This window comes from Fibrella rubiginis, assembly GCF_017353185.1.
Lineage (GTDB): Bacteria > Bacteroidota > Bacteroidia > Cytophagales > Spirosomataceae > Fibrella > Fibrella rubiginis.
In genome coordinates this window covers 143,133-168,579 of sequence record NZ_JAFMYV010000009.1, presented here as the reverse complement: position 1 = coordinate 168,579, position 25,447 = coordinate 143,133, and the positions used below count along the sequence as shown (strand labels likewise).

Genomic DNA, 25,447 nt, shown 5'->3' with positions numbered 1-25,447 from the left:
CATCCAATATCCACTAATTCAGAACAGCAGAAAGATAGTGGGTTTCTTGTGTAAATCAGGCAATTGGCCACGCCATTCTCGTACGGTTTTCGTTTGAATCAGGGCATCGGGTGCCGTTACCTGACAGGCAATGCAAAGACGCGTGTCGGGTTGGGCGCTGGCCAGCAGATCGGCGAGTAAAGCGTTGTTCCGGTAAGGCGTTTCCATGAAAATCTGCGTCTGTTGCTTCCGCCCGGCGTCGGCCTCAAGCTGCTTCAGCACGCGGCTCCGGTCGGTGCGGTCGATGGGCAGGTAGCCATGAAACACAAATGACTGACCACTCATGCCCGACGCCATCAGGGCCAGCAAAATAGACGACGGCCCAACCAGGGGCTCAACCCTAAATCCTAGTTGGTGCGCCAACCGCACAGCCACCGCGCCCGGATCAGCCACGCCGGGGCAGCCAGCCTCCGAGAGTACGCCCGCATCGCGATCCTGCTTCCACAACTCCGTCAGTTGGCGGCGGGTATCAGCTTCGGGCGTGTCTTTATGAAGATCGAAAAACTGCGTTTCGTCAATGACCCGGCCTGTGCGCAGGCTGCTGATGAAGCGGCGGGCGGTGCGCACCTCCTCCACAAAAAAACAGTCTACCCGCGCCACTACCGCCGATATAGGGGCAGGCAGCACATCGGCGTTGGTATCGGGAGCAAGCGGCGTTGGAATCAGATAGAGCGTTGGCATAGGTCACAAAGTTTGTTAAAAAAGATCTCGGATTGGGGATTTGGGATTGCGGATTTGTTGCTTGCGCATGGACTTATATCAGAGTAAACCGCTACGGAAGCGGTACGCCACCTGGCGACAAAGCCGCAATCCCCAATTCAAAATTCAGAATCCTCATGACCCTCGCCATTGACTGGGGCAACACCCGGCTGAAAACGGGCTGGTTTAACAACGACACCCTTGTTGAAACGGGGCGCTTCAATTCGCCGGACCTGCTCCGTCAGGCTCTGCTGACCCGCCCCGCCGACCACGTCATTGTGTCGTCGACCAACCGTCCCGCCGACGAATTACGCGCCGATCTGGCCCTGTTCGACAATGCCGCTGACTGGCTGATTTTAGATCCAGATACGCCTCTGCCTATCAGAAACGGCTATGGAACACCCCAGACGCTGGGTGCCGACCGCCTGGCCGGGGCGGCCGGGGCGGTGTCCTTGTTTCCCAACCAGCCCTGCCTGATCTTCGACCTGGGTACGTGCCTCACCGCCGATTTTGTTTCTGCCGACGGTACGTTTCAGGGCGGACTGATTGCGCCGGGCTTCCAGATGCGGCTACAGGCCATGCACACCTTCACGCAACGCCTGCCGCTTATTACGCGCGCTCCCGACGAAGAGCCGCCCATTACGGCCAAAAATACCCACGACGCCATGCTGGGCGGTGTGCTCCACGGCATGACGTTCGAACTCGACGGACTGCTCACAGCCTATACCAACCAACACCCCGATTTGCGGGTCATTGTCTGCGGTGGGGATGGTTCGCTGTTCCTAAACCGCCTGAAACCGGGTATATTTGCAGTGCCAGAACTGGTGCTGCGGGGCCTGAACCACATTTTGCGGTTTAATCGGCTAGCCTGACCACCCGCCAATCCAATGTTTTCTGCCAGTTGATGGCTCGTTACTTCGTCTTTTCGTGAAAAAAATCAGTCTATTTGTGGTCGGTCTGGGCCTGTTGGCCACCACCACCTTGCGGGGGCAGGGCCTTGGCAATTCGCCTTATTCGGCACTCGGTCTTGGCGAGGTGCTTCCGTCGGCCAACGTGGCCAACCTGGGTATGGGTGGCATTGGCGTAAGCTACGCCAGTCCGTTTTACCTCAACAGCCAAAACCCGGCACTGCTGGCCCGCCGTACCCGGTTCACCATCTTTGAAGTTGGCCTACTGGGTCAGCAGAAAGCAATCAGCCAGATTCGGGCTAATGAACAGCAAACACAGCGCGATTTTGGCGGCAACTTGAGCTACCTGGCTCTTGCCTTCCCGTTATCGTCGCGCTGGAACACGTCTATCAGCCTGCGCCCCTACAGCTTTGTGGATTACCAGAGCCGCCAGTATGGCAAAGTCCCCGGCACGATTTACGAAACCGTGTTGAACTACGCTGGCCGCGGTGCGCTCAACAAAGCGTCGGTCAGCAACGGGGTCCGGCTCACAAAAAATATCTACGCCGGTGTTGATGCCTCGTTTCTCTTCGGCAATATTTCCTCTACGTCTGACTCGCAGGTATTGATCAACTCAACCAGCGACATTATCGTATCGCGGGTGAACCGGGTTGGTTATGCCGACGCCTTTTTTACGTTCGGCGGTGCCTGGAGGCCTACCATCAATAAAGATTACACGCTGAACGTGGGAGCAACGTATTCGCCCCGTTCACGCATCAGTGGTAGCGAAACCGACGTTTACCAGCAAATTCAGGGTGGGCGCCCTATCTCATCGAGCGATACCCTTCGCAACAGCATAGCAGGCAGCGCAGTGTTGCCGCAACAGTTTCAGATTGGGGTGACGCTGGAAAAGAACAATCAGCTGGCCGTTGGTATCGAAGCCGGGGTGCAAAACTGGAGCCTCTACCGCACCATATCCGACCAGCCCGGTAACCTTCGGGATGCCCTTCACACGGCCATTGGCCTGGAATACACCCCAAAACCCAACTCAACCCGTTACCGTGACCTGATCACCTATCGGGCCGGATTTCAGTATAATACCCTCCCCTACCAGGTCGACGGTACTCAACTGACCGATGTCAACGGCAGCTTGGGTGTATCCATTCCGGTGGGCGCTTTCTTCGTGAACCACGTCAATTTCGCCCTCATTGGTGGGCAACGTGGAGCACTGGTTGGTACGCAGATCCGCGAACGTTATTTCCGCTTCGCCGTTGGTCTCTCCCTCAACGACTGGTGGTTCCGTAAGTCGGTAATTGATTAATAGTTAATGCACGATGTACAATGTATAATGCATCTGTCTATTTAATTAAACGGTTTCGTTCTAAAAAGTCGAGTTTACATAAGCACTTACAGACGCTTCTTCACTGTACATTGTGCATTGTCCATTGTACATTCTTTTTTTCCTGCGAAGAAGAAAAAAAACCGGCAAAATCGGTGGCTTATGTGGGACCGATTGAGGAAATAAAAGACGTGAATCTGCGCTATAGTGAGGCAGCTTTGCTAAAAGTAAAACTCACCACTGCCCGCCAGTTTCGCTACCTCAACGACGACCGCAAATACCCTGACGTGGTTCACATTGATTTCTACGACCCCGGCGGACAGCAGATCGTAACGACGCTCCGCTCTGATTCGGGCCGGTATGACCGCGCCAAAGACCTGTATACGGTGATGGGGCACGTGGTGGTTGTCAACAAGCAGAAACAGGAGAAACTACAGACCAATCTGCTCAACTGGAACCCTAATACCAAGAAGGTTTTCACGGAAAACAAAGTCATCATCACCAGTCAGCTGACCGGCGAGAAACTTTACGGCATTGGCATGGATGCCGACCAGGATTTCTCCCGCTACACGATTCGCAAGGTCTCAGGCATGTTTAATCTGGAGACAGGGCAGTAATCTAACGGACGGTTCGCCGCTGCGACGATATGCTGCATTCGTCCAGAATAGGCTGCACTTCTTTGGCAGTGATCATGCCTTTTTCGTCGCCTCCCCATTTGTGGTAAATGTAGGTCGTTATTTCGGCCACTTCCAGGGTGCTCAGGCCCAGTTGGGCGGGCATGACTCGGTTGTATCGTTTACCATTCACCACAATAGGCCCCTGCTGCCCGTACTTGATCGAGCAGATTACGGCGTTCTTGTTGGCCTTTAAATAATCGGACCCGGCCAGGGGTGGATACAGACCCGCCAACCCAGCCCCGTCGGCCTGATGGCAGTTGGCGCAATTATTTTTATACAATGCGATGCCCTCCGAAATATATTTCTGCCGATCTGTTTCTTCTTTCGACTGACAGGAGGAAAAAAGAATGGACAATGCACAATGCACAATGAAGAATGCGTATCCGGCGCGTTTAAAAAAATCGCTAAATACGGTCAATCGTTGACGATCAATTTTCGGTTGTGGTTCATTATACATTTTACATTCTTTTCATTTCTCCGCCAGCAACTTCGTCATGTCGGCTATTAATTTATCAACGGCGTCGGGTTTGGTGCCGTCGTAAATGCCACGGATGTGGCGATCAGGATCGACTAAAATAAACGCGCCGCTGTGGACCACGCCGCCGGGTGCCGAAGCATCTTCAGCCGCCGTGACCATGTAGCTATTCTGACCAATATCATAAATCTTGTCGCGGTCGCCGGTCACAAAGAGCCAGTTACGGCCCGTCACGCCCAGTTGGTCGGCGAAGGCTTTCAACACGGGTACGGTATCGTGGCTGGGGTCTATCGTGTGCGAGAGCAGCACAACCCGGTTATCCTTACCAAATTGCTCATAGACACGCTTCAACTGCGTTTTCATCTTTGGGCAAATCGTGGGGCACGACGTGAAGAAAAAGTCGGCTACGTAAACTTTGCCAGCCAGCGTTTTAGCCGTAACCGTGTCGCCATACTGGCTTACGAAAGCGAAGTCGGGGATAGTATGGTACACACTATCGACTACGGTTTTGCCGTCTACCTGCTTCGTTACAGCCTCCCGCTGACCCAAAATAGGCAGTTTGTCGCCATCACCACCGGCGCACCCTGCCAGAGCCAGCAGGGCAATAGCAACAAGCCAGACCCTACTGCCTAAGGTACGCGTTGGCCTGCTGAATACTTTGATTAATCTTCGATTTAACATCATCTACTTTTTTCTGTTGCCCGTCGAGGTAGCGCAGCGCGTCGGCTTCGGGAAGTTTTTTTAACGTGTCACCCTTATACCCGCTCATCCAGCTCATCATCAAGCTATCTGCTTCGGTGAGGTGACGCACAATGAGACGGCCCTGCGCCTGTTCTTCGTCGGCCCGAATTTTTTCGGCGGGTGTCCCGGCCAGACTATCGAGCTTCATGATGCGGGCATTGACCTGCTTTTTGAGCTTCAACATGGTCTCTATCTGCGGCATTGTCTCGTCGTGAACAGCCATCACAGCCATTTCGGCTTTGTCAAGGGGGCTACCCGGTGTTTTGGTTTCGTCCGTTTTAGGGGCCGGGCCACAGGCAATGACAGCGCAAGCAATTGCTATGGTACAGAGAAGGTTTTTCATAGGGAGAAATAAATAATTGGTGGATTTCTTGGTCATCCCCCCGTTGTGGGAATGACCAAAACGGTAAACAGTAAACTCACCTTACGCCACGGCATTTTGCTCTAAAATCTCGCGGGCAGAACTGATGGCACTGGGCGTGGGGTTTTTACCACCAATCATCTGGGCAATTTCCTGCACCCGCTCATCAACCGTCAGTTTTTTCACCCGGCTTACGGTTTTTGCGGCCGAATGGTCTTTGTACACAAAATAATGGGCCGTTCCCTGTGCGGCAATCTGCGGCAGGTGCGTGATCGCAATAAGCTGGTGATTGCCCGCCATGTCGCGCATCATGTGCCCCATCTTGATGGCAATCTCGCCCGATACCCCGGTATCGATTTCGTCGAAAATAATAGTAGGTAACGACCGACGACTAGCCAGAATATACTTGATTGCCATCATCAACCGCGAGAATTCGCCACCGGAGGCCACATTTTTCAGTTGTTGGGGCTTCACTCCCTTGTTGGCGCTGAACAGGAACGACACTGTGTCGATGCCTGTAGGCGTGGGTTTGCCGTGTTCGGCCTGAATCTGCAACGAGGCGTTGGGCATGCCCAGATCGTTGAGCAGACCACCAATTTCTTTCTCGATGGGTTTGAGCACCGCCCGCCGTGCCTTAGACAGGGCTTCGGCGCTGGCCATCATCTTTTTGTGGGCAGCTTCGGCTTTGGTCTTCGCCTTCGCAATCTCGTCGTCGAGGTTCAATACCTTGCTCACCTTTGTCTCCAGCTCGTTGCGAATGGCAATTAGCCTGGCAACGTCCGATGCCTGATGCTTGGTTTGCAGTTGATAAATCAGGTTAAGCCGTTCGCGGATGATATCGGCGCGACTACCGTCGATATCGACGTTCTCCTGTTCCACGCTGATCTCGCCCGCCAGATCGCGAAGTTCAATCAGCGCACTCTGCGCGCGTTCCTGCATGGGCTTGTACTGGTCGGCCACTTTGGCTACCTGATTCAGGCAACCAACGGCACTCTTCAGCAACGACACCACCGACTGCTCCGGGTTGTCGATGTATTCGTAGGCCATCAGCAACCGCTCTTTGATCTCGCCCGCATTGTCGAGCACATTCAGTTCCTGCTCAATCGTTTCCTGCTCGTCGGGCTGGAGATTAGCCTTGGCCAGTTCTTCATACAGAAAGTTGTTGAAGTCGAACTCACGGCGCATGGCGCCGGCTTCATTCAGCAGGTTGTCATAAACGGCTTGCCTCTCCCTATACAACTGGTAATCGGCCCGGTAAGCCCGCAGCCGGTCATCGTCCTGCGCATAGGTGTCAACCAGCTGGAGTTGGTATTCATTGGAGCCAAGCAGTACCGAATCGTGCTGCGAATGGATGTCCATCAGCTGGCTCGTGACGCGGCGGAGGGTATCCAGATTGACGGGGGTGTCGTTGACAAACGCCCGCGACTTACCGCTGGCACTGATCTCGCGCCGCACGATGCACGTAGGGGCGTAGTCGAGTTCTTCTTCCTCAAAAATGGTTTCGATCACGTAGCCCGATACGTCATACGAGCCTTCAATAACGCATTTAACGGTTGGATCGTACAAAACGCGGGTGTCGGCGCGGTTACCAAGCAATAATCCGATGGCTCCCAGCATGATCGACTTCCCCGCCCCCGTTTCGCCCGTGATGATGTTCAGGGCTTTGTCGGGCACCATTTCCAACTGCTCAATTAGCGCGTAGTTTTTAATCAACAGGTGCGATAGCATACGTAAAAAGAACAATCAAGGAAGGGGAAAGAGTTTTAATGTACAATGAATAATCGGTCCGCCGATGCGGTATAATGAATAATGGCTTCGCGCAGTATGCTCTCACGTGAGCAACCATTGTACATTGTACATTATGCATTGTACATTATGCATTGTTCATTAATTCAACAACTGCCGATAGCTCTCGGTGTTGGTAGGGTCGAGAAAAGAGAGCAGGTCGTAGGCGCGTTTGCGTTCGTCGCGGGTGCCCTCGGCCATAATGTTGAGCAATTCCTTCGATTTGGCGTCGAAAAAGGCATTCAGGATCACAGCACCGGGCTTTTGCAGGGTGATCTGCCGCATATTGGTGAGCAGATCCATCGTGTATTTCCGGGCCTGAATGGGGTTCTGCGCGAAGGCATCCAGCCCCAGGCGGTGGTAGGTGTAGAACCCATCGCGGAAGGGAATTACCTGCTGGCTTTGCAGGTTTTCGATCAGCCAATAGCGGTTCCGACGGTCGCCCTGCGCAGTCCAAGCCGAGTTACTCGACGCGGGCGGCTGGGCCAGGTTCATGACCTGATACGCCCGCTGCACGTAGGGGTTGCCGCCCTGCTTGCCAAACGAATCGTAGTCGACAGCCAGGGCAATGTAGGCGTAGAAAGCCAGCATCTGCGTGAGGTCATCCGAATACTGGTTCTCACGGTAAAACACCGGCGAGGTAGGTAACCACGAAAAGTTAAACGCCTTGTCGACGTAGCTCAGCGTGGTGGTCTGGTAGTTACTGCCGTACACGGGCCGCGTTACAATCAACTGCGCCGTACCTTCAAACACGCCCTGCGTGACAGATTTCAACAAGTTGATGCTCAGCGTACAGTTGATTTTTTCGGTAGGCGCAAACTGATCGTTTGTCCAGCGGCGGGTATTCATAAACTCCGTGATCAGCCCTTTTAGCTGGCTGAAATACGAAAAATCGGTCTTCTGCTGGGCAAATAACTGATCTGTATTCAGGTTTACGGTGCAGTTCAGTTCCTGCGCCGGTGCCACAATGGCCAGGCCGAGGATAAAAAGTAAGGTACTAAGAAAGCGTTTCATGACTGTGTTCAATCTTTAACGTCTGGGGTTCAAGGTTTAAGTGTATGTAGGTGGTGAGGTTGTGCCCTGGCGAGAGACGCCTCCCAACAGCTCTCATGTCTGCCAGCAAAACATTGAACCTCAAACATTAAACTTTAACCTCGTTACCCCACTTTTCTACCACTAACGCCAGCAAATCTGCGGCCACTTCGTCTTTTGTTTTCAGGTCGAATACCTGTACGGCTCCGCCCCTATCCATAACGGTTATCTTGTTGGTATCGTGTCCGAAACCAGCCCCGGCGTCGCGCAGGGAGTTCAGCACGATCCAGTCCAGATTCTTGCGTTCCAGCTTGTCAAGGGCATTTTGGGCTTCATTATCTGTCTCCAGCGCGAAGCCCATCAGCAATTGACCAGGGCGTTTTTGTGAACCCAGCGTGGCGGCAATATCGACGGTTTTGCCCAGTTCAATGGTGAACTGGGCTTCTTTTTTCTTGATCTTTTTCTCGGCCGGGTGCAGCGGGGTGTAATCAGCTACGGCGGCATTCAGAATCAGCAGGTCAGCCTTGGGAAATGCCTCGGCGGTAGCCTCGTACATCTGCTGCGCCGACCGCACGTCGACGCGGTGAATGCTGGCATCCGGCGTGGGCAGGTGAGTGGGGCCGCAGACGAGCGTAACGTCAGCTCCGGCCTGCGCAAAGGCATTGGCGATGGCAAGGCCCATTTTGCCCGTAGAGTGATTGCTGATATACCGCACCGGGTCGATGGGCTCCTGCGTGGGGCCTGCCGTAATGAGTACGCGTTTGCCCGCCACTACCGAATTTTTGGCAAAATGCCTAACCAGCGTCTGCACAATCGTTTCTGGTTCAGCCAGCCGTCCCTCGCCCACCAGACCACTCGCCAGCTCACCAAATTCAGCATCAATCAGTTGATTACCAAACGATTGAAGGCGGTTCAGGTTATCGCGGGTAGCCGGATGACGGTACATGTCGAGGTCCATAGCGGGCGCAAAAAACACCGGGCATTTCGCCGACAGATACACCGCCGACAGCAGATCGTCGCAGAGGGCGTGGGCGCAGCGGGCCAGAGTGCGGGCCGAGGCAGGAGCAACCACGAGGGCATCGGCCCATAGACCCAGTTCTACGTGGTTGGTCCATTCGCCGGTGGCGGGGTTGCTCACAAAAGCCGACAAGGCCGGGCGTTTGGAGAGCGTGGCCAGGGTTAGGGGTGTGATAAACGCTTTGGCTCCCTCGGTCATGATTACCTGCACCTCGGCTCCGGCTTTCACCAGCAACCGTACCAGCAATGCCGATTTATAGGCGGCAATACTGCCCGACACCCCCACCAGAATACGTTTTCCCTGAAGCATAAAAAAAACACCTCACGCCCTGCCCAGCCTAGACACTGAGACAGCACGTGAGATGCGTTGAGGTTAGTTGAACGAGGGGTTACTTCTCGGCTTCGCCTTCTTCGGGGTAGCGGAAATACACTTTTCCGGCCAGAAACTCGTCGGTAGCCAGGGTAGTTGGCTTGGGCATGCGCTCGTAGAACTTCGAGATTTCGATCTGCTCACGGTTTTCGAACACCTCTTCCAGGTTGTCAACCGCCGACACAAACTCCGACAGTTTGTTGCTCAGTTCTTCTTTGTTCTTGGTCGAGATCTGCCGCGCCCGCTTCGAAATCACCGAAACTGACTCGTACATGTTGCCCGTGAAAGCCGCGATCTTGTCTGTGTCGCGGGTGATAATTGATGGATTGGAAGCCATATTTTTTGGTTGACTTTACTGAGGTTTAAGGTTTAACGTCTACGATTTAGCGCTGCTTCACGCTCAACTATTGCAAATGCGAAGCAACTTTAGACATCAGAGATTAAACCTTAAACATTGTTTTTTAGACTTTGAACTCGTTTTAATTAGCCGACGTCACCTTTGCCGGAGCATTAGGATTGGGCTGCTGTTGTTTCTTAAGGTCGTCGCGGGCCTTTTCTTCTTTAGCAATACGGTCGAGTTGCTTGAGGCTGTTTTCCTGCATCTTCTCGGCCTGTTTCACGTATTTGCTGTTCGGATACTTTTCAATAAAGGCTTTGTAGAAATCCACTGCCTCCTGAAAACGTTCCTTCTGCTTCGTGTCCAGCGAATTCATGGCCAGATTATACTCAGCATCTACCTTCAGGTACGACAGTTCTTCGTTGTATTCCGAGTCGGGGAATTCACGCTGAAAATTGTTGATCGCCACAACCGACGATTTGTAATTGGCAATGCTGAATCCACTGACCTTGTAGTACTGTTTAGCCCGTTCATAGGCCTTGCGCTCCAGCCGCTTGCGCAGAGTCGCGATCATCTCGGTGCACTCCTTAACGTGTTCGTTGTCAGGGTTCGAGTTTACGAAATCCTGCATAGCGGCCATTGCGCCAATCGTGCCTGACTGATCGAGGTTGAAATTTGGCGTGCTTTTAAACAGCGAGAGCGCGTACATGTACATCGCTTCCGGAGCCGATTCACTACGGGCAAAAGTCTCGTAGAACCGTTTGAACGACGCGGCGCTTGTCTCGTACAGCTTCTGGTTGTATTGGGTGTGGGCAAAGTAGAGTTGCGACAACTCCTGCTCCGAACCACCCTTCAGGCGGGGAATGACTTCTTCAAAAAGCACCCCTGCCCGGTACCAGTCGCCTTTTTTGTAGTACTTCAACGCCGCCTGATATTTCACATCGGCCGAGGGATTTTTCATCACCTTGTTGAAGTCGGTACACGCACTAAGCCCCAGCACCAACAGGCCAACCAACACAACAACTCTCTGGAGGTTTCGCATAAGCTGCAAAGATACAAATTTTCAGGCGTCTATACCCGTAAAACGCCAATACCCCTTATCTCGTGCCCGGACTTAACAGAGTTTAAGAAAGGGAGGAGAATAGTGGAGGGTGATAAGTGATGTGTGCGTATATGTCCACGATACGCACGCACCACTTATCACCCTCCACTATATTTGCGTTGTATTATATGCAGCGGAAAATTATCCATATCGACATGGACGCGTTTTATGCCTCCGTCGAACAGCGCGACGACCCGGCCCTGCGGGGTAAGCCCGTGGCCGTGGGTGGTTCGCGGGAGCGGGGCGTGGTGGCGGCGGCGAGTTATGAGGCGCGCGTTTTCGGCGTTCGGTCGGCCATGCCGTCGAGTACGGCGCGGCGGCTGTGTCCCGACCTGGTGTTTGTGAAACCGCGTTTTGAGGTATACAAAGCCGTTTCTGGACAAATCAGGGCCATTTTTGCCGAATACACCCCCCTGATTGAACCGCTCTCACTGGACGAGGCCTACCTCGACGTGACAGAGACTATTCCGGGCATTGCGTCGGCTACGCAGATCGCGCAGGAGATCAAAAGCAAGATCAGGGAAGCCACGGGGCTGACGGCCTCAGCGGGTGTGTCGTATAACAAGTTTCTGGCCAAACTTGCCTCTGATTACGATAAACCCGACGGGCTGTTTGTGATTAAACCCCAACAGGGTCTGGCCTTTGTGGAACCGCTGAAGGTGGGGCAATTCCACGGTATTGGTAAGGTGACGGCGGCGAAAATGAACGACCTGGGCATCTTCACCGGCCTCGATTTGCGGCAGCAGACGGAGGCGTTTCTGGTGCAGAAATTTGGTAAGGCGGGTCGGTTCTACCACGCCATTGCCAACGCCGTCGACGACCGACCCGTGCAGCCCGACCGCATCCGGAAATCGACCGGCTCCGAAACTACCTTCGCCACCGACCTTACCGAATGGCCTGACCTTATCGACGGACTTGCCGGCCCCATCAACGATCTCTGGCAGGACTGCGAACGCATCCGCAGCACGGGCCGTACGCTCACGCTCAAAGTAAAATATGCTGATTTTCAACTAATTACTCGAAGTCGCAGCTTTGGGTCGCCCATTAGCAGCCATGCTCAGCTTGCTCAATGCACCCACGACATCCTGCAAACACTCATGCCGCTACCCAAGGGCGTTCGGCTGCTTGGCGTTTCGCTCTCCAACCTCGAATCGATGGACGGGGTAGCAAGCCAAAACGAGGTTGGCAAACAGCTCACGCTTGGGTTTTAATGGGTTTGGTATTGTGCTGTGGCTTGGCAAGCGAGAACAACTCCGTGCTGGTGTGGCTCCCTGCTTCAGGAGCTGACGTCTGGCCCTGGAGCACGGAGTGAAGCCATCAATCTTTAGAGCGGCGCAGTTTGTTTAGCGGCAACCTTCCATACATGATCGGCAAGGGTAAGTACCTGAGTGAATCGGAATTTGGCACTGCCGGGCTTGGTGGACGTGGCCGTTCCCTGCGCCAAAATCACGTCGTGACCTAGGGCAGCAGTGGTATCGAACTGGATGGTTTGGGCATTGGCGGCTAACTGTTGTGCCACCATCTGCCGGGCGATAGAATCGATGGCCGCGCTGGTCAAAACGGCCTGTTCAGCACCATTTCTATTTCCTTCGCCCCGTTCGCCATTAGGTGGACCGGGCCGACCTTCAGGACCACCAGGGCCACCGGGACGTTTTTTGCCAAAAAGGGCCTTGCCACCATTGGGGAGGGCTTTGAAGCCGGGCAGATCGGCAGCGATGCCGCCCAGAAACAATAGCGCCACCACAGAGGCTACGATCAGTTCGCGCCGGATGCCACCCGTCTTCTTGTCGGTTGAATAGCCCTTGATCGACGACCAGTTATTAACAATATGGAAAACGGCCGCTGCCACAAACAGTACGCCAAACCAGGCGTGGGTGTGTTCGACAACGTGGCTCCCCTGTCCAAAATAAATCAATAACCCCGTGATAGCTAACACAGTAAAGACAGCGGCAACCGATAGGCTGACCAGATTCTTCGATTTCATAATCTATGGTTAAAAAGTAGGTACGTCATAAAGTAAACCCACAAATGGCTCACCCGCAGGCATGTGTCGACGTAGGCAGGTTCATGTGTAGACGTATGGGTGCACCACCTACACCGCCGCCGATTCACAGACGTAGGTGGGGATAATACCCGTGGCCTGAATGCGGAGGTCTACGTCTTGGGCGGGGGTGTTGCCGGTGAGGACAAGGGCCGTGTCGAAGCCGAATTTATTGCCACCCAGAATGTCGCTTTTCAAGGTGTCGCCCACCATCAGAATGTCGCTTTTCGTAATCGGCATCCGCTCTCGTAGCAGGTCATAAGCAAACATAAACAATTGGGCGTCAGGCTTTCCGAAACGAATAAACTGCTTTCCTACAATCCGTTCCAGCATGTCGGCTACGGCTCCAATAGCCACAGCTACCTGACTACCCGCTACGGGATACGTAGCATCCGTGTTGGCTACGATGACGGGAATATTGCGCCGTCGCAGCAGGTTTACGGTCTTGTTGAGGTCCGTATTCCAGTCGAAACCCTCGTCGTCGAGCAGTACAAGCGCGGTAATATCGGCGGCATTGTCGAGGTCAACGTCGCGGATGGGCAGGGCGTGGAGGTCGGCATTTTCGATGTAGTGCGCCGAAGTGGGCGTGCCCAGATAGGCCACCGTACCATGGTTTACTTTGAGTTGCAAATACTCCCTTGCCAGCATACCCGATGACACTATGCAATGAGCCGTAATTTGAGGCAACCCCAGCCGGGCGTACGATTCGGCCAGTTCGTCGGGGCTGCGCGAAGCATCGTTGGTGAGGACGTAGAACGGCGTTTGGCTTTCCACCAACCGGCCAATGGTTTGGTCAACGCCGGGGATGAGGCCATGGGCGTTTTTCAACACCCCGTAGGCATCGAAGAAAATAGCTTTGTACTGATTGAGGAGGCTGGCGAAAGGGGTCATAGGTAGTCTACCGTTTTCCGTTTACTGTTTTCCATTGTGTTCACGCAGCATATCTGATGCAAACCAAGCAACCTTTGTGCGTTCGCCAACAGAAAACGGCAAACGGTAAACTTGTTTTAAAGTCCTAACCGCGCCAGAATCGGCTCGACGGAGAACTGTTCAATAGATGGCAGGTAGATGTCAAAAGCTTCCTGCTGAAGTTTGGAAGCGTAGGTGTCGTTGAAAAAATAGCGACCGTATTTGATCACATAATTGAGGATAAAAAACCGGTAGGCTTCGGGCAGGAACCGGATTTCGCGCTCGGTGAGGGGATAAATCTGGTGATACTCCTCCAAAAACCAGCCAAAGCGTTCTTCGGCCAGTGGACCGATGTAGTAGGAAAACACCGTCCGGTCGCCGGCGTCGGAACAAACGCGGCTGAAAAAGTAGAAGTCGAGTACCCGGTAGCTGATCCGAAACCAGTCGTAATCCCAGCGCGAAAACAGCTTCAGGTCATTGGTGACAGAGAAATTACCGATGTTCCAGTCCACAAAGACGGGCATTGTCTCCACGGTCTTGGCTACCAGCTTCTGCCGGTTTTCGAGAAACAACTGGCAATGGTGGCGGATAGCGTCGGCATGAGCGTGGTGTTCCGCTTTTCCGGCTTCGGTGTTGAGCAAATCGAGCAATCCCTGAATGTCGGAGCGGAGGGTTTTGGCGTATTTGGGCAGCACCGACGACGCCCGCGCGCAGGCCAGATGAAAGCGGGCCATTTCGTTGCCCAGTTTGCGAATATGCGTTTCGTCGAGGCGACGGGGCATCCGGTCGAGGGTGCGGATGGGGTTATAAAACACTACCCAGGCATCTACGGGACCATCCTGATGGCGATAAATAAACACCTGACCGTTTTTCATCAGCGACTTCGCCAACACATTCTCGAACGGATAGAGCAGGTTATTGGCCAGGGCGTGGATGATGCGGTGATCGTCTTTAAACTGCTCGAATTTGCCAAAAAATGACAGTTTAGCAATGACGTGGTCGCCCCCGTCGAGGGTAATGCGGAAGACATGGTTGGTAGAGACCAGGGCGCTGATATCGTTCACATCCTGCACGGGTCGGCTCGGATCAAACGCCGCCCAGGCTTGCTGAACTATAGCTGGATAATTGATGAAGTGCATTTCTAAACTATTTCAAAGTACCGCCGCAGTTCCCAGTCGCCCACCTGACGGGCATATTGGCGGTGTTCCCAATCGCGGGTTTGGCAGAAATGGTTAACGAAGCCCACGCCGAATAGTTCGGCGGCTACGGGCGAATCCCGCATGAGGTTGGTGGCGTCGCCGAGGGTAGGCGCCATGCGGCCGTTTGTGGTGTTTTCGTAACCGTTGCCGGTGGTAGGCGGCACATCGAGCGAGAGGCCGTGACGAATGCCGTAGAGGCCCGACGCCAGGGCTGCACTCATGGCCAGGTACGGATTGGTGTCGGCGCCCGGCACGCGCATTTCCACGCGGGTATAGGCTTCAGCATGGTTTAATACCCGCATGGCCACGGTCCGGTTATCAAACCCCCAGGTGAGCGTGGTGGGTGCCCAGGCGCCTTCTACCAGCCGTTTGTAGCTGTTGATGGTGGGGGCATACATGGGCAGTATGTGGGGCAAACAATGCAGCTGACCGGCCAGATACTGCCGGGCCAGCGTGCTCAATTTGTCGGGCTGAGTGGCATCGTAAAACAGGTTCGATACCCCAGCCGACGTGCCGTTTGGTGTCCAGAGGCTTTGGTGAATATGGCCACTGCAACCGGGCAAATCGGCGTTCCACTTCGCCATAAACGAAGCCACCAGCCCATGTTTGTAGGCGATTTCTTTTACCGACGTTTTAAACAAAACCGCTTTATCGGCAGCGCGCAGGGCGGTGTCGTGGTGAATGGCGGCCTCATACACGCCCGGCCCCGTTTCGGTGTGCAGCCCCTCGATAGGAATACCGAATTGAGTGAGCAGACCGAACAGATCGTCGGTAAAAGCCTGGGCCAGGGCAGGGCGCAACAACGAGTAGCCGAACATGCCCGGTGTCAGGGGCGTGAGGTCCCGGAAACCCTTCTGCTGCAGCGTTTGGGGCGTTTCCTGAAACACAAAGAACTCAAATTCCTGCGCCATTTCGGCCCGATAGCCCATGGCCTCGGCCTGTTGCGCCACTCGTTTCATCAGCGACCGTGGGCAGGCGGCCAGATCATCGTCGGGGTTGGTAGCTGACGAAAAATCGGCCAGAAAAAACGGTTTTCCCCCTGCCCAGGGCTTTTCGCGGAAGGTGCTCAGGTCAATGCGCACAGGCCGGTCGGGGTAGCCTGTATGCCAGCCCGTTAGCGTAGCGTTGTCATAGGCGGCATCGGCACTGTCCCAGCCAAAAACCACGTCGCAGAAACCGTATCCGTCGGCCAGGCCCGCCCGGAATTTGTCGAGGCTGATGACCTTACCCCGCAGCACCCCGTCGATGTCGGCGAAGGCAAACTGGATAGAAGAAATGGCCTGTTCATCAAATTGGGCCAGCAGTTGAGGAGCGTCCATGGGGGCAAAGGTAAAGAGCGGTTTAACGTTTAAGGTCTAAAGTCTAAGGTTGGCTGACGCCGGCGTATGCTTGCCGCGCTGACGTCAGCCAACCTTAGACTTTAGACCTTAAACGTTAAACCGCTCTTTACCTTTGTTCCATGTCTTTTATTGCGCCTACTGGCACCACGGGTGTCCATTACGAAATTTTTGTCCGGTCATTCTGCGATAGTAACGGCGACGGCACCGGTGATTTAAACGGGGTTATCAGTAAACTCGATTACCTCTACAACCTCGGCATCCGGGCTATCTGGCTCATGCCCATCAACCCCTCCCCCACCTACCACAAGTACGACATCACCGACTACTACGGTATCGACCCCGAATACGGTACACTCGACGATTTTCAACGGTTGATTGCCGAAGCCCACAGCCGGGGTATTGCGGTGCTGATAGACCTTGTTATCCACCACACCAGTGTCCGGCACCCGTGGTTTCTGGAAGCCAAAAAAGGGCCTGACAATGCCTACAGGTCATATTATAAGTGGCTGACTCCCGCCGAAATCAGCCGCCGCAAGCTCGCCACCCGCGACATTACCGCCGACTCCGGCGAGCGCAGCCCGTGGCATTACGCGCCCGGCGATGATACCCGGAATCCAGAAACGGAGAAGTATTACGGCATGTTCTGGAGCGGTATGCCCGACCTCAATTTTGACCATCAGCCGCTTCGCGAAGAAGTGTATACCGTTGCCCGCTACTGGCTGAACATGGGTGTTGACGGATTTAGACTTGATGCAGCGCGGCATCTGTACCGGGAACGTGAAGAGCCAAAAAATCACCAGTTCTGGGCCGAATTTGGCCAGGTAGTGCAGGCGGCTAAACCGGGAGCCTACCTCGTGGGCGAAGTATGGACCCGCCCCGACCGCGTGGCACCCTATTTTCGGGGCTTACAGGCCAATTTCAACTTCGACCTGGCCCTGGAACTGGAAGCAGCCATCCGCCGAGGTACCGATTCGGGCGATTTGATCTCGTTCCTGGCGAATACCCACGCTGCCTACACCGCCGTGAATCCCGATTTTATCGATGCGCTGATTTTGTCGAACCACGACCAGAACCGCGTCGGTAGTCTGCTCAACGGTAACGTAGAGAAGTTGAAGGTGGCGGCGAATTTGCTGCTCACCCTGCCGGGCAATCCGTATCTCTATTATGGCGAAGAAATCGGGATGCTGGGCCTGAAACCCGATGAATATATCCGCGAACCATTTCTCTGGGATGTAGGCAAAAAGGACCATCACCGCGCTCGAAACGGGGCTGGCCGTCCCGCCCGGTATTCCACCAGCCGCACGGTGCGGCCCCTGGCGCAGCAGCAGGACGACCCTCATTCCCTGTATTCGCACTACAAACGGCTGATTGCCTTCCGAAATGGTCATGCCGTACTCAACGACAATCGCAGCAGGCTGATGCTCACAGGCATTCGGCAGCGGGGCATCGTGGCTTTTGGTCGGCAGTCGGCGGGGGGTGCGCAGGTGCTGGTATTGCACAACCTCAGCAGCCAGCCCATCGACGTGGTTTTTTCACCCAACGAGGTTCGTTTTAACCGGCTTACTTTCTCCTCGGCTACCGGAGCGCGGGTACTCGATACGGGCGTACGCGTGCCGGGCCATGGGTGTGTGGTACTGGACTGACCGCTACTCTACGATAATCCGCTGATGCACAAGCCGCTGTGTGCCGTTGGCAATATCGAGAAAATAAAGGCCGGGGGCGAGGTTGGTAGTGGGCAGTTCGGTTTGGCGCGCGGGGCGTATTGTTCGGCTCATAACCCGCTGCCCGGCCAGGGTCCAGACCGTCAGGCTAAGGGGTCCCGTTCCGGCATTGCCCGCCGTCTGCAGCCACAAGGGTTGTCCTGCCCGCACCGGATTTGGCCCAATACGCCCAGGTCCATCGGGCTCTTCCACGGCAAGCGGCAGCTGGATCTCTACCGCAGCCACCGCGCCGGCTGTACATCGGCCCTGTTCTACGGTTAGACTATAAGTGCCGCTCAGGCCCGGCGTTAACCCCGCCTGTGTCAGTGTGGTGCCGCTTGCCGTATACCCCGCCGGGCCACTCCAGCGACTGGTTACTGGTCCCAGGCCCACCTGCGTACCACTCACTACAGCCGACAGGGAGAGGGTACCGCCAAAGGGAATAGTTTGTGCCCCTGCAATCACTACCGAGAGGGTGCAGGCACCCTGCACGGTGACGGTGCTGGTGGCGGTGGCTGAACAGGCGCCCTGCGTAGCCGTTACGGCATATACATTGGTTGAACCCGCCGCCAATCCATTCACGATCAATGAGCTACCCACCGCTGAACTACTGCCCGGCCCCGACCAACGGAGTGCAACCGTGTTGGTAGGCGGCAGTGCGCCCATTACGCTGGCCGAGAGGGAAGCGGTAGCTCCAACGGCCAGCGTACTACTGCCGCTCAGGCTCACGGCCAGGGTACAAACAACGGGCAACCGCCCTTCGGCCACGTTGCTCAGACCCGATTCCGACTCCCGGCTGATCACCCTTACCCGGTACTGGTGTTGGCCCAACAGGCTCAGGGGCGGGCGGTCGCGGTAGGTATTCGTGGTGGCAGGTAGCGTGGCAATGATGGCGAAAGGTGATACACCAATTACGGCTCGTTCCAGCACTACCTCACTGGCAGCGGTGGTACTTAACGTCCAGGAGAGCGCTATCTCGCGGGTGGTGGCGTTGGCCGTTGCCGCCAGGTTGGTAATGGCGGGCAGGGCACGAACCACGGCTACGTTGTCGAAGCTAAAGGCACGCATACCCCGACTGTTTTTGAGCACCGGACCGTCGTAGAATCCGTTCTGCTTATCTGAGAAATAAGGCGGCAGGTAAGTTAGCGCCTGCACGGGAGCTGGCTGCCGCAGGGCAAGCTGAATCCGGTTGCCGGTGGCCCGCCCCGCACTCACCCGCCCGGTCTGACCGTCGGGATAAAAAACGTCGGCCAGTTTGCGGGTGTACTGCCCATTGCCGTGGTCCAGCACCGAATCGGCAGCCCAGACAAGTTGCATATCGGGTTCAAAAACCAGCGTCAGCGTGTCGTTACGGCTATTTTGTACCACCTTCCGGATATTGGGCGAGTTAATCTGGAGCGTATCGCTTTGCCCGTAGATGTCGCGTAGCACTTGCCGGGCCTGTTCGCGGGCAATTTGTCGGTTGCCTTCCAGGCTGTAGTGAATACCGTCATACCCTGGTGTGCCCACGGTGGCAATGTTTTCTACACCAACAGGATAGATTGATGTCAGTCGCCGCTGAAAGTCACGCAGTTCACCCACGTTTGCCTGTCCAGCGGCCATAATGTTGATCTGACTCACATACAGGCGCGGTTCGTTGCCGTAGTCCTGCCGGAGGAAGCGATACAGCCGGTCGAAGCTGGCCGGATAGCCAGCTACCGACGACCCGGCTTCGGCTTCTCCCTGTTTGTAGAACAAGGCCCGCACTTTTCCCTGATAACCTGCCCAGCGCGTGCGGTACAGCATCCGCCCATAAAACGTGGTCAGATCAGTGGTGTTGGCGGCATTCCGGTCGGCCAGTTGGTTAAGGCTGGCCCCTCCTTCCGACCCGTTGATAAGGCAGAGAGGAATTTTGGTCACGGCCATAATGGCTTCGGCCATGTACAGGCCGAACGCACCCACCGCGCCGTAGGGCTGGCTTGCCGGATACCACTGCATGGACCCCGGAATGTCGGCAACACCAAAGGGGTAGCCGCATTGCCGCATGTACTGGTCGTCAATTTTGCTCTGATCAAGGCCGCCGAGACCAATGGCGTTTGACTGCCCGTAGATCACAAATACGTCACCGCACAGCAGCCGTTTGCGTTCGGCCAGCAGGACAGAGTCACCCGTGGCGCGGTAACCATAAAGCCGAATGCCATACTCCGCCAGTTCGGCCACAATAGTCGGGGCAAACCGGAACATACGCGTATTGGAAAATGTAAACCGCTGCTGTTGAGTCACCTGCCCATTCCGGTTAAGTAAACAGGCAACTCTAACAAGGCTGTTGTCGGTGGCTGTACCCTCGATCACTACAGCAGCCTGATTGGCTCCGTCACGGGCGTATAATTGCAGATCACGCGGCAGCGTTTGAAACGTGACTAGTGACTGCGCGGCAAGGGGCAAACAGATAAACAGGCAAACTAACAGTGAGTAAACTGATCTCATAGCACGTCCTCGAAGCGGCAAGGTCTTTTATAACGTTGCCGCCGGTACAGTTTCATGACCTGTCAGGATACTCAACGTCACCTCGCTGACACTAATCGACCTGCCTGCTTTGGGTCAGCACAAAGGCTTCATCAGCCCTTCGTTCTCCGAATGCGGCGGTGCTCGACTACGATCAACAGCATAAAGAGGAGCAGACTCATCTAAGTTTTACACTGCTCACCGGCTTCTGATAGCAAGTATACATATATGCGTTGTCTGCATACGTCGTCGCGGAGTTGGGCGCGCAGGGCAGTAAGTGAGGTCATAAGTGCGAATGCCATGGCCGACTACTGAGCAGATTGTATTGCGAGACAGGAGTCAGCGAAGTGATTGCTCATGGGTCAACCCCGACGAACTCAGCCGAACTAGTTGGCGTAGAGTACAAAACGCCATCGAGAAACACGTACTGGGGCATATCCCCAGAGTAGACAAACCGCAGATTCGTTATATTAGATAGCTGTGTATGTGGCACTTCGCCTTCCTACGCAGCAGTGGCAAGGGTATGTAGCTTCGTAAAGTGCCGTTTTTTCGATAAAATTGCATTCGTCAACTCCTCACGTATGAGCGGCTTGTCCGTAATAATTCTCACTCACAACGAAGAAAAGCACATTGCCCGCTGCCTGGACAGTCTGCGTTCCATTACGTCGCAGGTCTTCATCGTTGACTCTTTCTCTACGGATCGTACCGTCGACATTGCCCGGGAACTGGGGGCCGTAGTGGTGCAAAACCCCTGGTCTACCTACGCCGTGCAGTTCAACTATGGCATTAACCACACGCCGTTCAGATCAACATGGCTGATGCGGATGGATGCCGACGAATACATCTTGCCCGAACTGGCCCAGGAAATCAATCAGCGGCTACCCGCTCTCGATGCCAGCGTGACAGGCGTGTATGTGAAGCGCCGCGTGATGTTCATGGACCGCTGGATTCGGCACGGGGGCTACTACCCTATCTGGCTATTGCGGCTTTGGCGGCAGGGGCAGGGCATCTGCGAACAAACCTGGATGGACGAACACATCAAGCTGAGCGGCCCAACTGACGCGCCCCCCAAAACCATTGAGTTTGCCAATGATCTGGTCGACCACAACCTTAACAACCTTACCTGGTGGACCCAAAAGCACAACAACTACGCCACCCGCGAGGTAATTGACCTGCTTAACATCCGATTCAACTTCGACGAAACCGTACGCGTGACGCCTCGGCTGTTTGGCACGCAGGAAGAACGCAAACGATACCTGAAAGAAAAGTATGCTTCCCTGCCGCTCTTCACCCGGCCAATCATCTATTTCCTGTTCCGTTACCTTATCCAGCTTGGGTTTCTGGACGGTCGAAAGGGATTTGTCTGGCATTTTCTGCAAGGGCTGTGGTATCGGTTTCTGGTCGACGCCAAACTGATGGAAGTGTATAACCACACCGGTCACGACAAACAGGCCATCATCAATTATTTTAAACAGGAACACGGACGCGATCTGACCGTTGGAGTTCGGGACGAAACCAAGACTACCACCAGCCAATGATGCCCCCCACACCCGTTCAGCAGGGCCGAACCGACCTGTCGGCCTATAACAACCAGTGGTTCAATCCGGGACCGCGCTGGAAGATTCTGCTGTGGCACTTTACCAACGCGTGGTTGTTCAATTCGTATGCCCCCCTGCCGGCCTCACTCAAAGTGAGCCTATTGCGCCTGTTTGGAGCGAAGGTAGGTCAGGGTGTGCTCATCAAACCCGCCGTCAATATCAAATACCCATGGTTACTTACCATTGGTGACCACGTCTGGATTGGTGAGCAGGTATGGATCGATAACCTCACGCAGGTCACTATCGAAAACAACGTCTGCCTCTCGCAGGGAGCCATGCTTCTGACTGGTAACCACGACTATCAGCGGCCCACCTTCGACCTGCGGGTGTTGCCCATTGTGCTCGAAACCGGCGCCTGGGTGGGTGCCCGGGCCACCGTCTGCCCTGGGGTGCGGATGCACAGCCATGCCGTACTGGCCGTGGGGTCGGTGGCCACCCGCGACCTGGCCCCCTACACCATTTACCAGGGTAACCCCGCTGTAGCTGTTCGGCAGCGTACTATTTCTGCATGACCGTTTCCATTATCACCGTCGTTTACAACGGAGCCAATACCATTGCCGAGGCCATTGAATCGGTCTTGGGACAGTCTTATAGCCCCATCGAATACATCATCATCGATGGTGCGTCTACAGATGGCACTGCCGATATTATACGCAGTTATGGAAACAGCATAGCCCGGTTTATTTCTGAACCTGACGGCGGTATTTACGACGCCATGAATAAAGGTATTGCCGCCGCCACCGGCGACATCATCGGTATTTTGAATGCGGACGATTTATACCGCCACCCCGATGTTATTGGCCGGGTTGTTGATGTATTTCAGCAACAGCCCACGGTTGATGGGGTCTACGGCGATCTGGTCTATGCTCAACGCAACGAGCCGGATCGCGTCACCCGCTACTGGCGGGCAGGCGACTATCAGCACGGCGATTTTCTGTATGGCTGGATGCCGCCTCACCCCACCTTTTTTGTTCGAACCAACGTTTATAAGAAATACGGCATGTTCACCACCAGCCTGCGTTCAGCCGCCGACTATGAGCTGATGCTCAGGCTTATCCACAAACACCAGATACGGATAGCTTACCTCAACGAGGTACTGGTTGTTATGCGGCTGGGGGGCGTCAGCAACAGCAGCTTACGCAATCGCTTGAAAGCCAACCGCGAAGATCGCATGGCCTGGCAGTTGAATGAGCTTAAGCCGAACTGGCTGACCCTGTGGCTTAAACCCATTCGGAAACTGTCTCAGTTTTGGTCAAAACGGACCTGACCGTTCAATAAGCAATTATGAAGATTAGTTTTCGGGGCTTGGTAATCAAGCGAAAAGCACAATTTTTGTCCCCCCGGAGTTGTTAGCATACAGCCTCGTTACCACTTCCGAGCCGCACTCACTCATCACATGAATCCTGATCTACTCTTAGCCTATATACAGCAAAAGCTTACAGAATCAGCCTTTCAGCAGGGCCTCTACCAGGTGCTGATGGCTTTTCTGGTGGCCTGTTTTGTGGCCGTGGTGTCTATTCCTGTAGTCATCAAGATCACCGAATTAAAGTCGCTAATGGAGAAACCGGGCGAGCGCCGGTCTCATTCAGTACCCACCCCCACGTTCGGCGGGGTGGCCATTTTTGCCGCCGTGCTCATTAGTTATTTCATCTGGCCCATCAATGATCCCCGCGATCTGTACTGTACGAATCTCTCCATCGTAGGGGCTGCCATCCTGTTTTTTATCGGGATGAAAGATGACCTTGTGGGCATCGACCCAAACAAAAAGATTGGTTTTCAGCTACTTAGTGCCAGTAGCCTTATCTTTCTTGGCCATCTGAAACTAGATTACCTCTACGGCATCATGGGCTTCCACTATATCACAGACGTGGTGAGTATCCTGCTGACGTGCTTTGTGTTTATTGCCCTCACCAACGCCATAAACCTCATCGACGGCATCGACGGGCTGGCGGGCGGCATTGCCACCATCGCCAGCATCACGTTTGGCAGTTGGTTCCTCTTGTCTGAACACTACGCCATGGCAACGATGGCCTTCGCTCTGGCGGGCGGGCTGGTTGGTTTCCTGCGGTTTAACTTCTCGCACACGAGCAAGATTTTCATGGGCAACACCGGGTCGCTGCTCATCGGGTTCTTCCTCGCCTTCTTTGCCGTGCGCTTTGTGAACCTCAATACCACCTACCGCTTCGACCCGCGCAGCTTTTTCGATGCCCCCATCATTGCTATGGTGGTGCTTATTGTACCCATTTTCGACACCCTGCGCGTGTTTATGGTACGCATCCTGAACGGTCGTTCGCCGTTTTCTGCCGACCGGAATCACATGCACCATATCCTGCTCGACAATGGGCTTTCGCACGGTGGTGCAACTGCGGTGTTGTGTAGTATGTCATTGCTGAACACCATCCTGTTTCTCTTCCTGCACGGCAATATGTCGAATACATTATCCCTTGTCGTGCTGATTGCGTCGTTTTTTGGCTATCTGCTGATTGGCTTCCTGCTCAAGATGCGGGCGGTATTTATCTCCACTCACCCCCGCCGCCGGGTACTGGCCCTGCGCCGCGAATTCCAGAGCGCCTTTACAGGTCGTGACGGTCGCCGCATTACTGATCTACTTTAGAGGTTAAGAAGCAAGAGGTAAGAGATAAGAAACAAGAGGCAAGAAAAAAGACGGTGCCCAGTTGCTGAACATCGTCTTTTTTCTTGCCTCTTGTTTCTTATCTCTTACTTCTCAGGCCTTACTATCAACTCGCGGGTTGTTGGCGGGTTAAGATTAATTCTTTACTGAACATGCGCATGCCTTTGTACACTGTCGCTATCAGCGTGTTGGCGTTGCTCATCTTCATATCAACGCTAAATTTCATGCCCGACGTAGGGTGCACCATCGTGCCTCCCGACCAACCGTTGTTGGCGTAGGACAGATTGGTAAGCACCACCTTGTTGCTGATATCGCCATAACTGGCCTGGCAACTACCACTGATTTGAGCCATACGGCCAAAATAGAGCCCGTTTTCACGGTAGATCTCAACGCAGGTTTGTTTCTTCGGAAACAACCAACGGCCTAAAATTCGGTCGGCATTGCTATCGGTCGATTGGCCGGTTGACACGGCAATCAGGCAGAGCAGAAGGCAGAACAAGGTCTTGCTAAGCAGCGTCATGTGGTTCAGAAATAGTTGCAGTTGAGGCAGAAACAGCGTACCCAACTACATAGTTTCCTTTTTAAACTATCTTAATCCTACTTTTATTATGGATTTAATCAAGATAGGACGGGAATAAACAAAAAAGCCGTCGGAGAAACTCCGCCGGCTTTCCGCTTCTATC

Annotated in this window: 24 protein-coding genes; 9 read left to right on the top strand and 15 right to left on the bottom strand. The window is 54.5% G+C overall.

The genetic code is table 11. The annotated features are described in order from the left end of the window. Positions 1-18 precede the first annotated feature (18 nt). Complete coding sequence (locus J2I47_RS17715; RefSeq protein WP_207365931.1) at positions 19-720, bottom strand: SAM-dependent methyltransferase; 702 nt, start codon at positions 718-720, stop codon at positions 19-21. A 155-nt stretch (positions 721-875) separates the two neighbouring features. Here J2I47_RS17715 and J2I47_RS17710 point away from each other — a divergent pair, with 155 nt between their 5' ends. From J2I47_RS17710 to lptC, 3 genes are read left to right on the top strand one after another with little or no spacing between them, the layout of a single operon-like run. Next, entirely contained in the window at positions 876-1,610 is a 735-nt protein-coding gene (locus J2I47_RS17710; protein WP_207365930.1) for a type III pantothenate kinase, read from the top strand. A gap of 55 nt (positions 1,611-1,665) precedes the next feature. Further along, on the top strand, positions 1,666-2,946 hold the full coding sequence (gene bamG / locus J2I47_RS17705; RefSeq protein WP_310587685.1) for a BamG family beta-barrel-assembly machinery protein: 1,281 nt from the start codon (positions 1,666-1,668) through the stop codon (positions 2,944-2,946). Between the two features lie 20 nt (positions 2,947-2,966). After that, the gene (gene lptC, locus J2I47_RS17700) at positions 2,967-3,581 is read left to right on the top strand and encodes an LPS export ABC transporter periplasmic protein LptC (protein WP_207365929.1); all 615 of its coding nucleotides are present in this window, start codon (positions 2,967-2,969) and stop codon (positions 3,579-3,581) included. Position 3,582: 1 nt separating this feature from the next. On the opposite strand, the gene J2I47_RS17695 is transcribed toward lptC, so the two are convergent. The 8 genes from J2I47_RS17695 to J2I47_RS17660 form a co-directional block, all read right to left on the bottom strand. Further along, positions 3,583-4,059, bottom strand: a complete 477-nt coding sequence (locus tag J2I47_RS17695) for a c-type cytochrome (RefSeq protein ID WP_229374711.1) — start codon at positions 4,057-4,059, stop codon at positions 3,583-3,585. Between the two features lie 51 nt (positions 4,060-4,110). Next, positions 4,111-4,800: an SCO family protein gene (locus J2I47_RS17690; RefSeq protein ID WP_207365927.1), complete on the bottom strand. Its 690-nt coding sequence runs from the start codon at positions 4,798-4,800 to the stop codon at positions 4,111-4,113. Beyond that, positions 4,739-5,200, bottom strand: coding sequence for a viral A-type inclusion protein (locus J2I47_RS17685; RefSeq protein ID WP_207365926.1), 462 nt, complete (start codon positions 5,198-5,200; stop codon positions 4,739-4,741). Before J2I47_RS17685 ends, J2I47_RS17690 begins: the two co-directional genes overlap by 62 nt. An 81-nt stretch (positions 5,201-5,281) precedes the next feature. Beyond that, positions 5,282-6,946 (bottom strand): DNA repair protein RecN, encoded by a 1,665-nt coding sequence (gene recN, locus J2I47_RS17680; protein WP_207365925.1) that lies wholly within the window; start codon positions 6,944-6,946, stop codon positions 5,282-5,284. A gap of 159 nt (positions 6,947-7,105) precedes the next feature. Then, on the bottom strand, positions 7,106-8,017 hold the full coding sequence (porD, locus tag J2I47_RS17675; RefSeq protein ID WP_207365924.1) for a type IX secretion system protein PorD: 912 nt from the start codon (positions 8,015-8,017) through the stop codon (positions 7,106-7,108). 127 nt (positions 8,018-8,144) lie between these two features. Further along, positions 8,145-9,362 (bottom strand): bifunctional phosphopantothenoylcysteine decarboxylase/phosphopantothenate--cysteine ligase CoaBC, encoded by a 1,218-nt coding sequence (gene coaBC, locus J2I47_RS17670; RefSeq protein WP_207365923.1) that lies wholly within the window; start codon positions 9,360-9,362, stop codon positions 8,145-8,147. Between the two features lie 79 nt (positions 9,363-9,441). Continuing rightward, positions 9,442-9,759, bottom strand: a complete 318-nt coding sequence (locus tag J2I47_RS17665) for a DNA-directed RNA polymerase subunit omega (RefSeq protein WP_207365922.1) — start codon at positions 9,757-9,759, stop codon at positions 9,442-9,444. A 142-nt stretch (positions 9,760-9,901) separates the two neighbouring features. After that, positions 9,902-10,801 carry an outer membrane protein assembly factor BamD gene (locus J2I47_RS17660; protein WP_207365921.1) on the bottom strand — a complete coding sequence of 300 codons (900 nt, stop codon included), beginning with the start codon at positions 10,799-10,801 and terminating at the stop codon, positions 9,902-9,904. Between the two features lie 188 nt (positions 10,802-10,989). Here J2I47_RS17660 and dinB point away from each other — a divergent pair, with 188 nt between their 5' ends. Beyond that, on the top strand, positions 10,990-12,072 hold the full coding sequence (gene dinB, locus J2I47_RS17655) for a DNA polymerase IV (protein ID WP_207365920.1): 1,083 nt from the start codon (positions 10,990-10,992) through the stop codon (positions 12,070-12,072). Between the two features lie 113 nt (positions 12,073-12,185). Here dinB and J2I47_RS17650 read toward each other — a convergent pair whose 3' ends face one another. From J2I47_RS17650 to J2I47_RS17635, 4 genes are all read right to left on the bottom strand, one after another. After that, positions 12,186-12,845, bottom strand: coding sequence for a DUF4405 domain-containing protein (locus J2I47_RS17650; protein ID WP_207365919.1), 660 nt, complete (start codon positions 12,843-12,845; stop codon positions 12,186-12,188). 108 nt (positions 12,846-12,953) lie between these two features. After that, positions 12,954-13,793, bottom strand: a complete 840-nt coding sequence (locus J2I47_RS17645) for a TIGR01459 family HAD-type hydrolase (RefSeq protein ID WP_207365918.1) — start codon at positions 13,791-13,793, stop codon at positions 12,954-12,956. 116 nt (positions 13,794-13,909) lie between these two features. Beyond that, entirely contained in the window at positions 13,910-14,950 is a 1,041-nt protein-coding gene (locus tag J2I47_RS17640; protein ID WP_207365917.1) for an aminoglycoside phosphotransferase/kinase family protein, read from the bottom strand. 2 nt (positions 14,951-14,952) lie between these two features. Continuing rightward, on the bottom strand, positions 14,953-16,329 hold the full coding sequence (locus J2I47_RS17635; protein WP_207365916.1) for a glutamine synthetase family protein: 1,377 nt from the start codon (positions 16,327-16,329) through the stop codon (positions 14,953-14,955). Between the two features lie 140 nt (positions 16,330-16,469). Here J2I47_RS17635 and J2I47_RS17630 point away from each other — a divergent pair, with 140 nt between their 5' ends. Further along, entirely contained in the window at positions 16,470-17,993 is a 1,524-nt protein-coding gene (locus tag J2I47_RS17630) for an alpha-amylase family glycosyl hydrolase (protein ID WP_207365915.1), read from the top strand. 3 nt (positions 17,994-17,996) lie between these two features. On the opposite strand, the gene J2I47_RS17625 is transcribed toward J2I47_RS17630, so the two are convergent. Continuing rightward, a complete protein-coding gene (locus J2I47_RS17625; RefSeq protein ID WP_207365914.1) occupies positions 17,997-20,516 on the bottom strand; it encodes a sialate O-acetylesterase in 2,520 nt (839 codons plus the stop codon). Positions 20,517-21,115: 599 nt separating this feature from the next. On the opposite strand from J2I47_RS17625, the gene J2I47_RS17620 reads away from it, so the two are divergent. The 4 genes from J2I47_RS17620 (at position 21,116) to J2I47_RS17605 (ending at position 24,746) form a co-directional block, all read left to right on the top strand. Continuing rightward, complete coding sequence (locus J2I47_RS17620) at positions 21,116-22,072, top strand: glycosyltransferase family 2 protein (RefSeq protein ID WP_207365913.1); 957 nt, start codon at positions 21,116-21,118, stop codon at positions 22,070-22,072. Next, positions 22,069-22,644, top strand: coding sequence for a putative colanic acid biosynthesis acetyltransferase (locus J2I47_RS17615; RefSeq protein WP_374759918.1), 576 nt, complete (start codon positions 22,069-22,071; stop codon positions 22,642-22,644). Before J2I47_RS17620 ends, J2I47_RS17615 begins: the two co-directional genes overlap by 4 nt. Continuing rightward, a complete protein-coding gene (locus J2I47_RS17610; protein WP_207365912.1) occupies positions 22,641-23,399 on the top strand; it encodes a glycosyltransferase family 2 protein in 759 nt (252 codons plus the stop codon). The genes J2I47_RS17615 and J2I47_RS17610 overlap by 4 nt, the downstream gene beginning before the upstream one ends. A 129-nt stretch (positions 23,400-23,528) precedes the next feature. Beyond that, on the top strand, positions 23,529-24,746 hold the full coding sequence (locus tag J2I47_RS17605; protein WP_207365911.1) for a glycosyltransferase family 4 protein: 1,218 nt from the start codon (positions 23,529-23,531) through the stop codon (positions 24,744-24,746). Between the two features lie 124 nt (positions 24,747-24,870). On the opposite strand, the gene J2I47_RS17600 is transcribed toward J2I47_RS17605, so the two are convergent. Next, positions 24,871-25,284 (bottom strand): DUF2147 domain-containing protein, encoded by a 414-nt coding sequence (locus J2I47_RS17600; RefSeq protein WP_207365910.1) that lies wholly within the window; start codon positions 25,282-25,284, stop codon positions 24,871-24,873. Between the last annotated feature and the right edge of the window lie 163 nt (positions 25,285-25,447).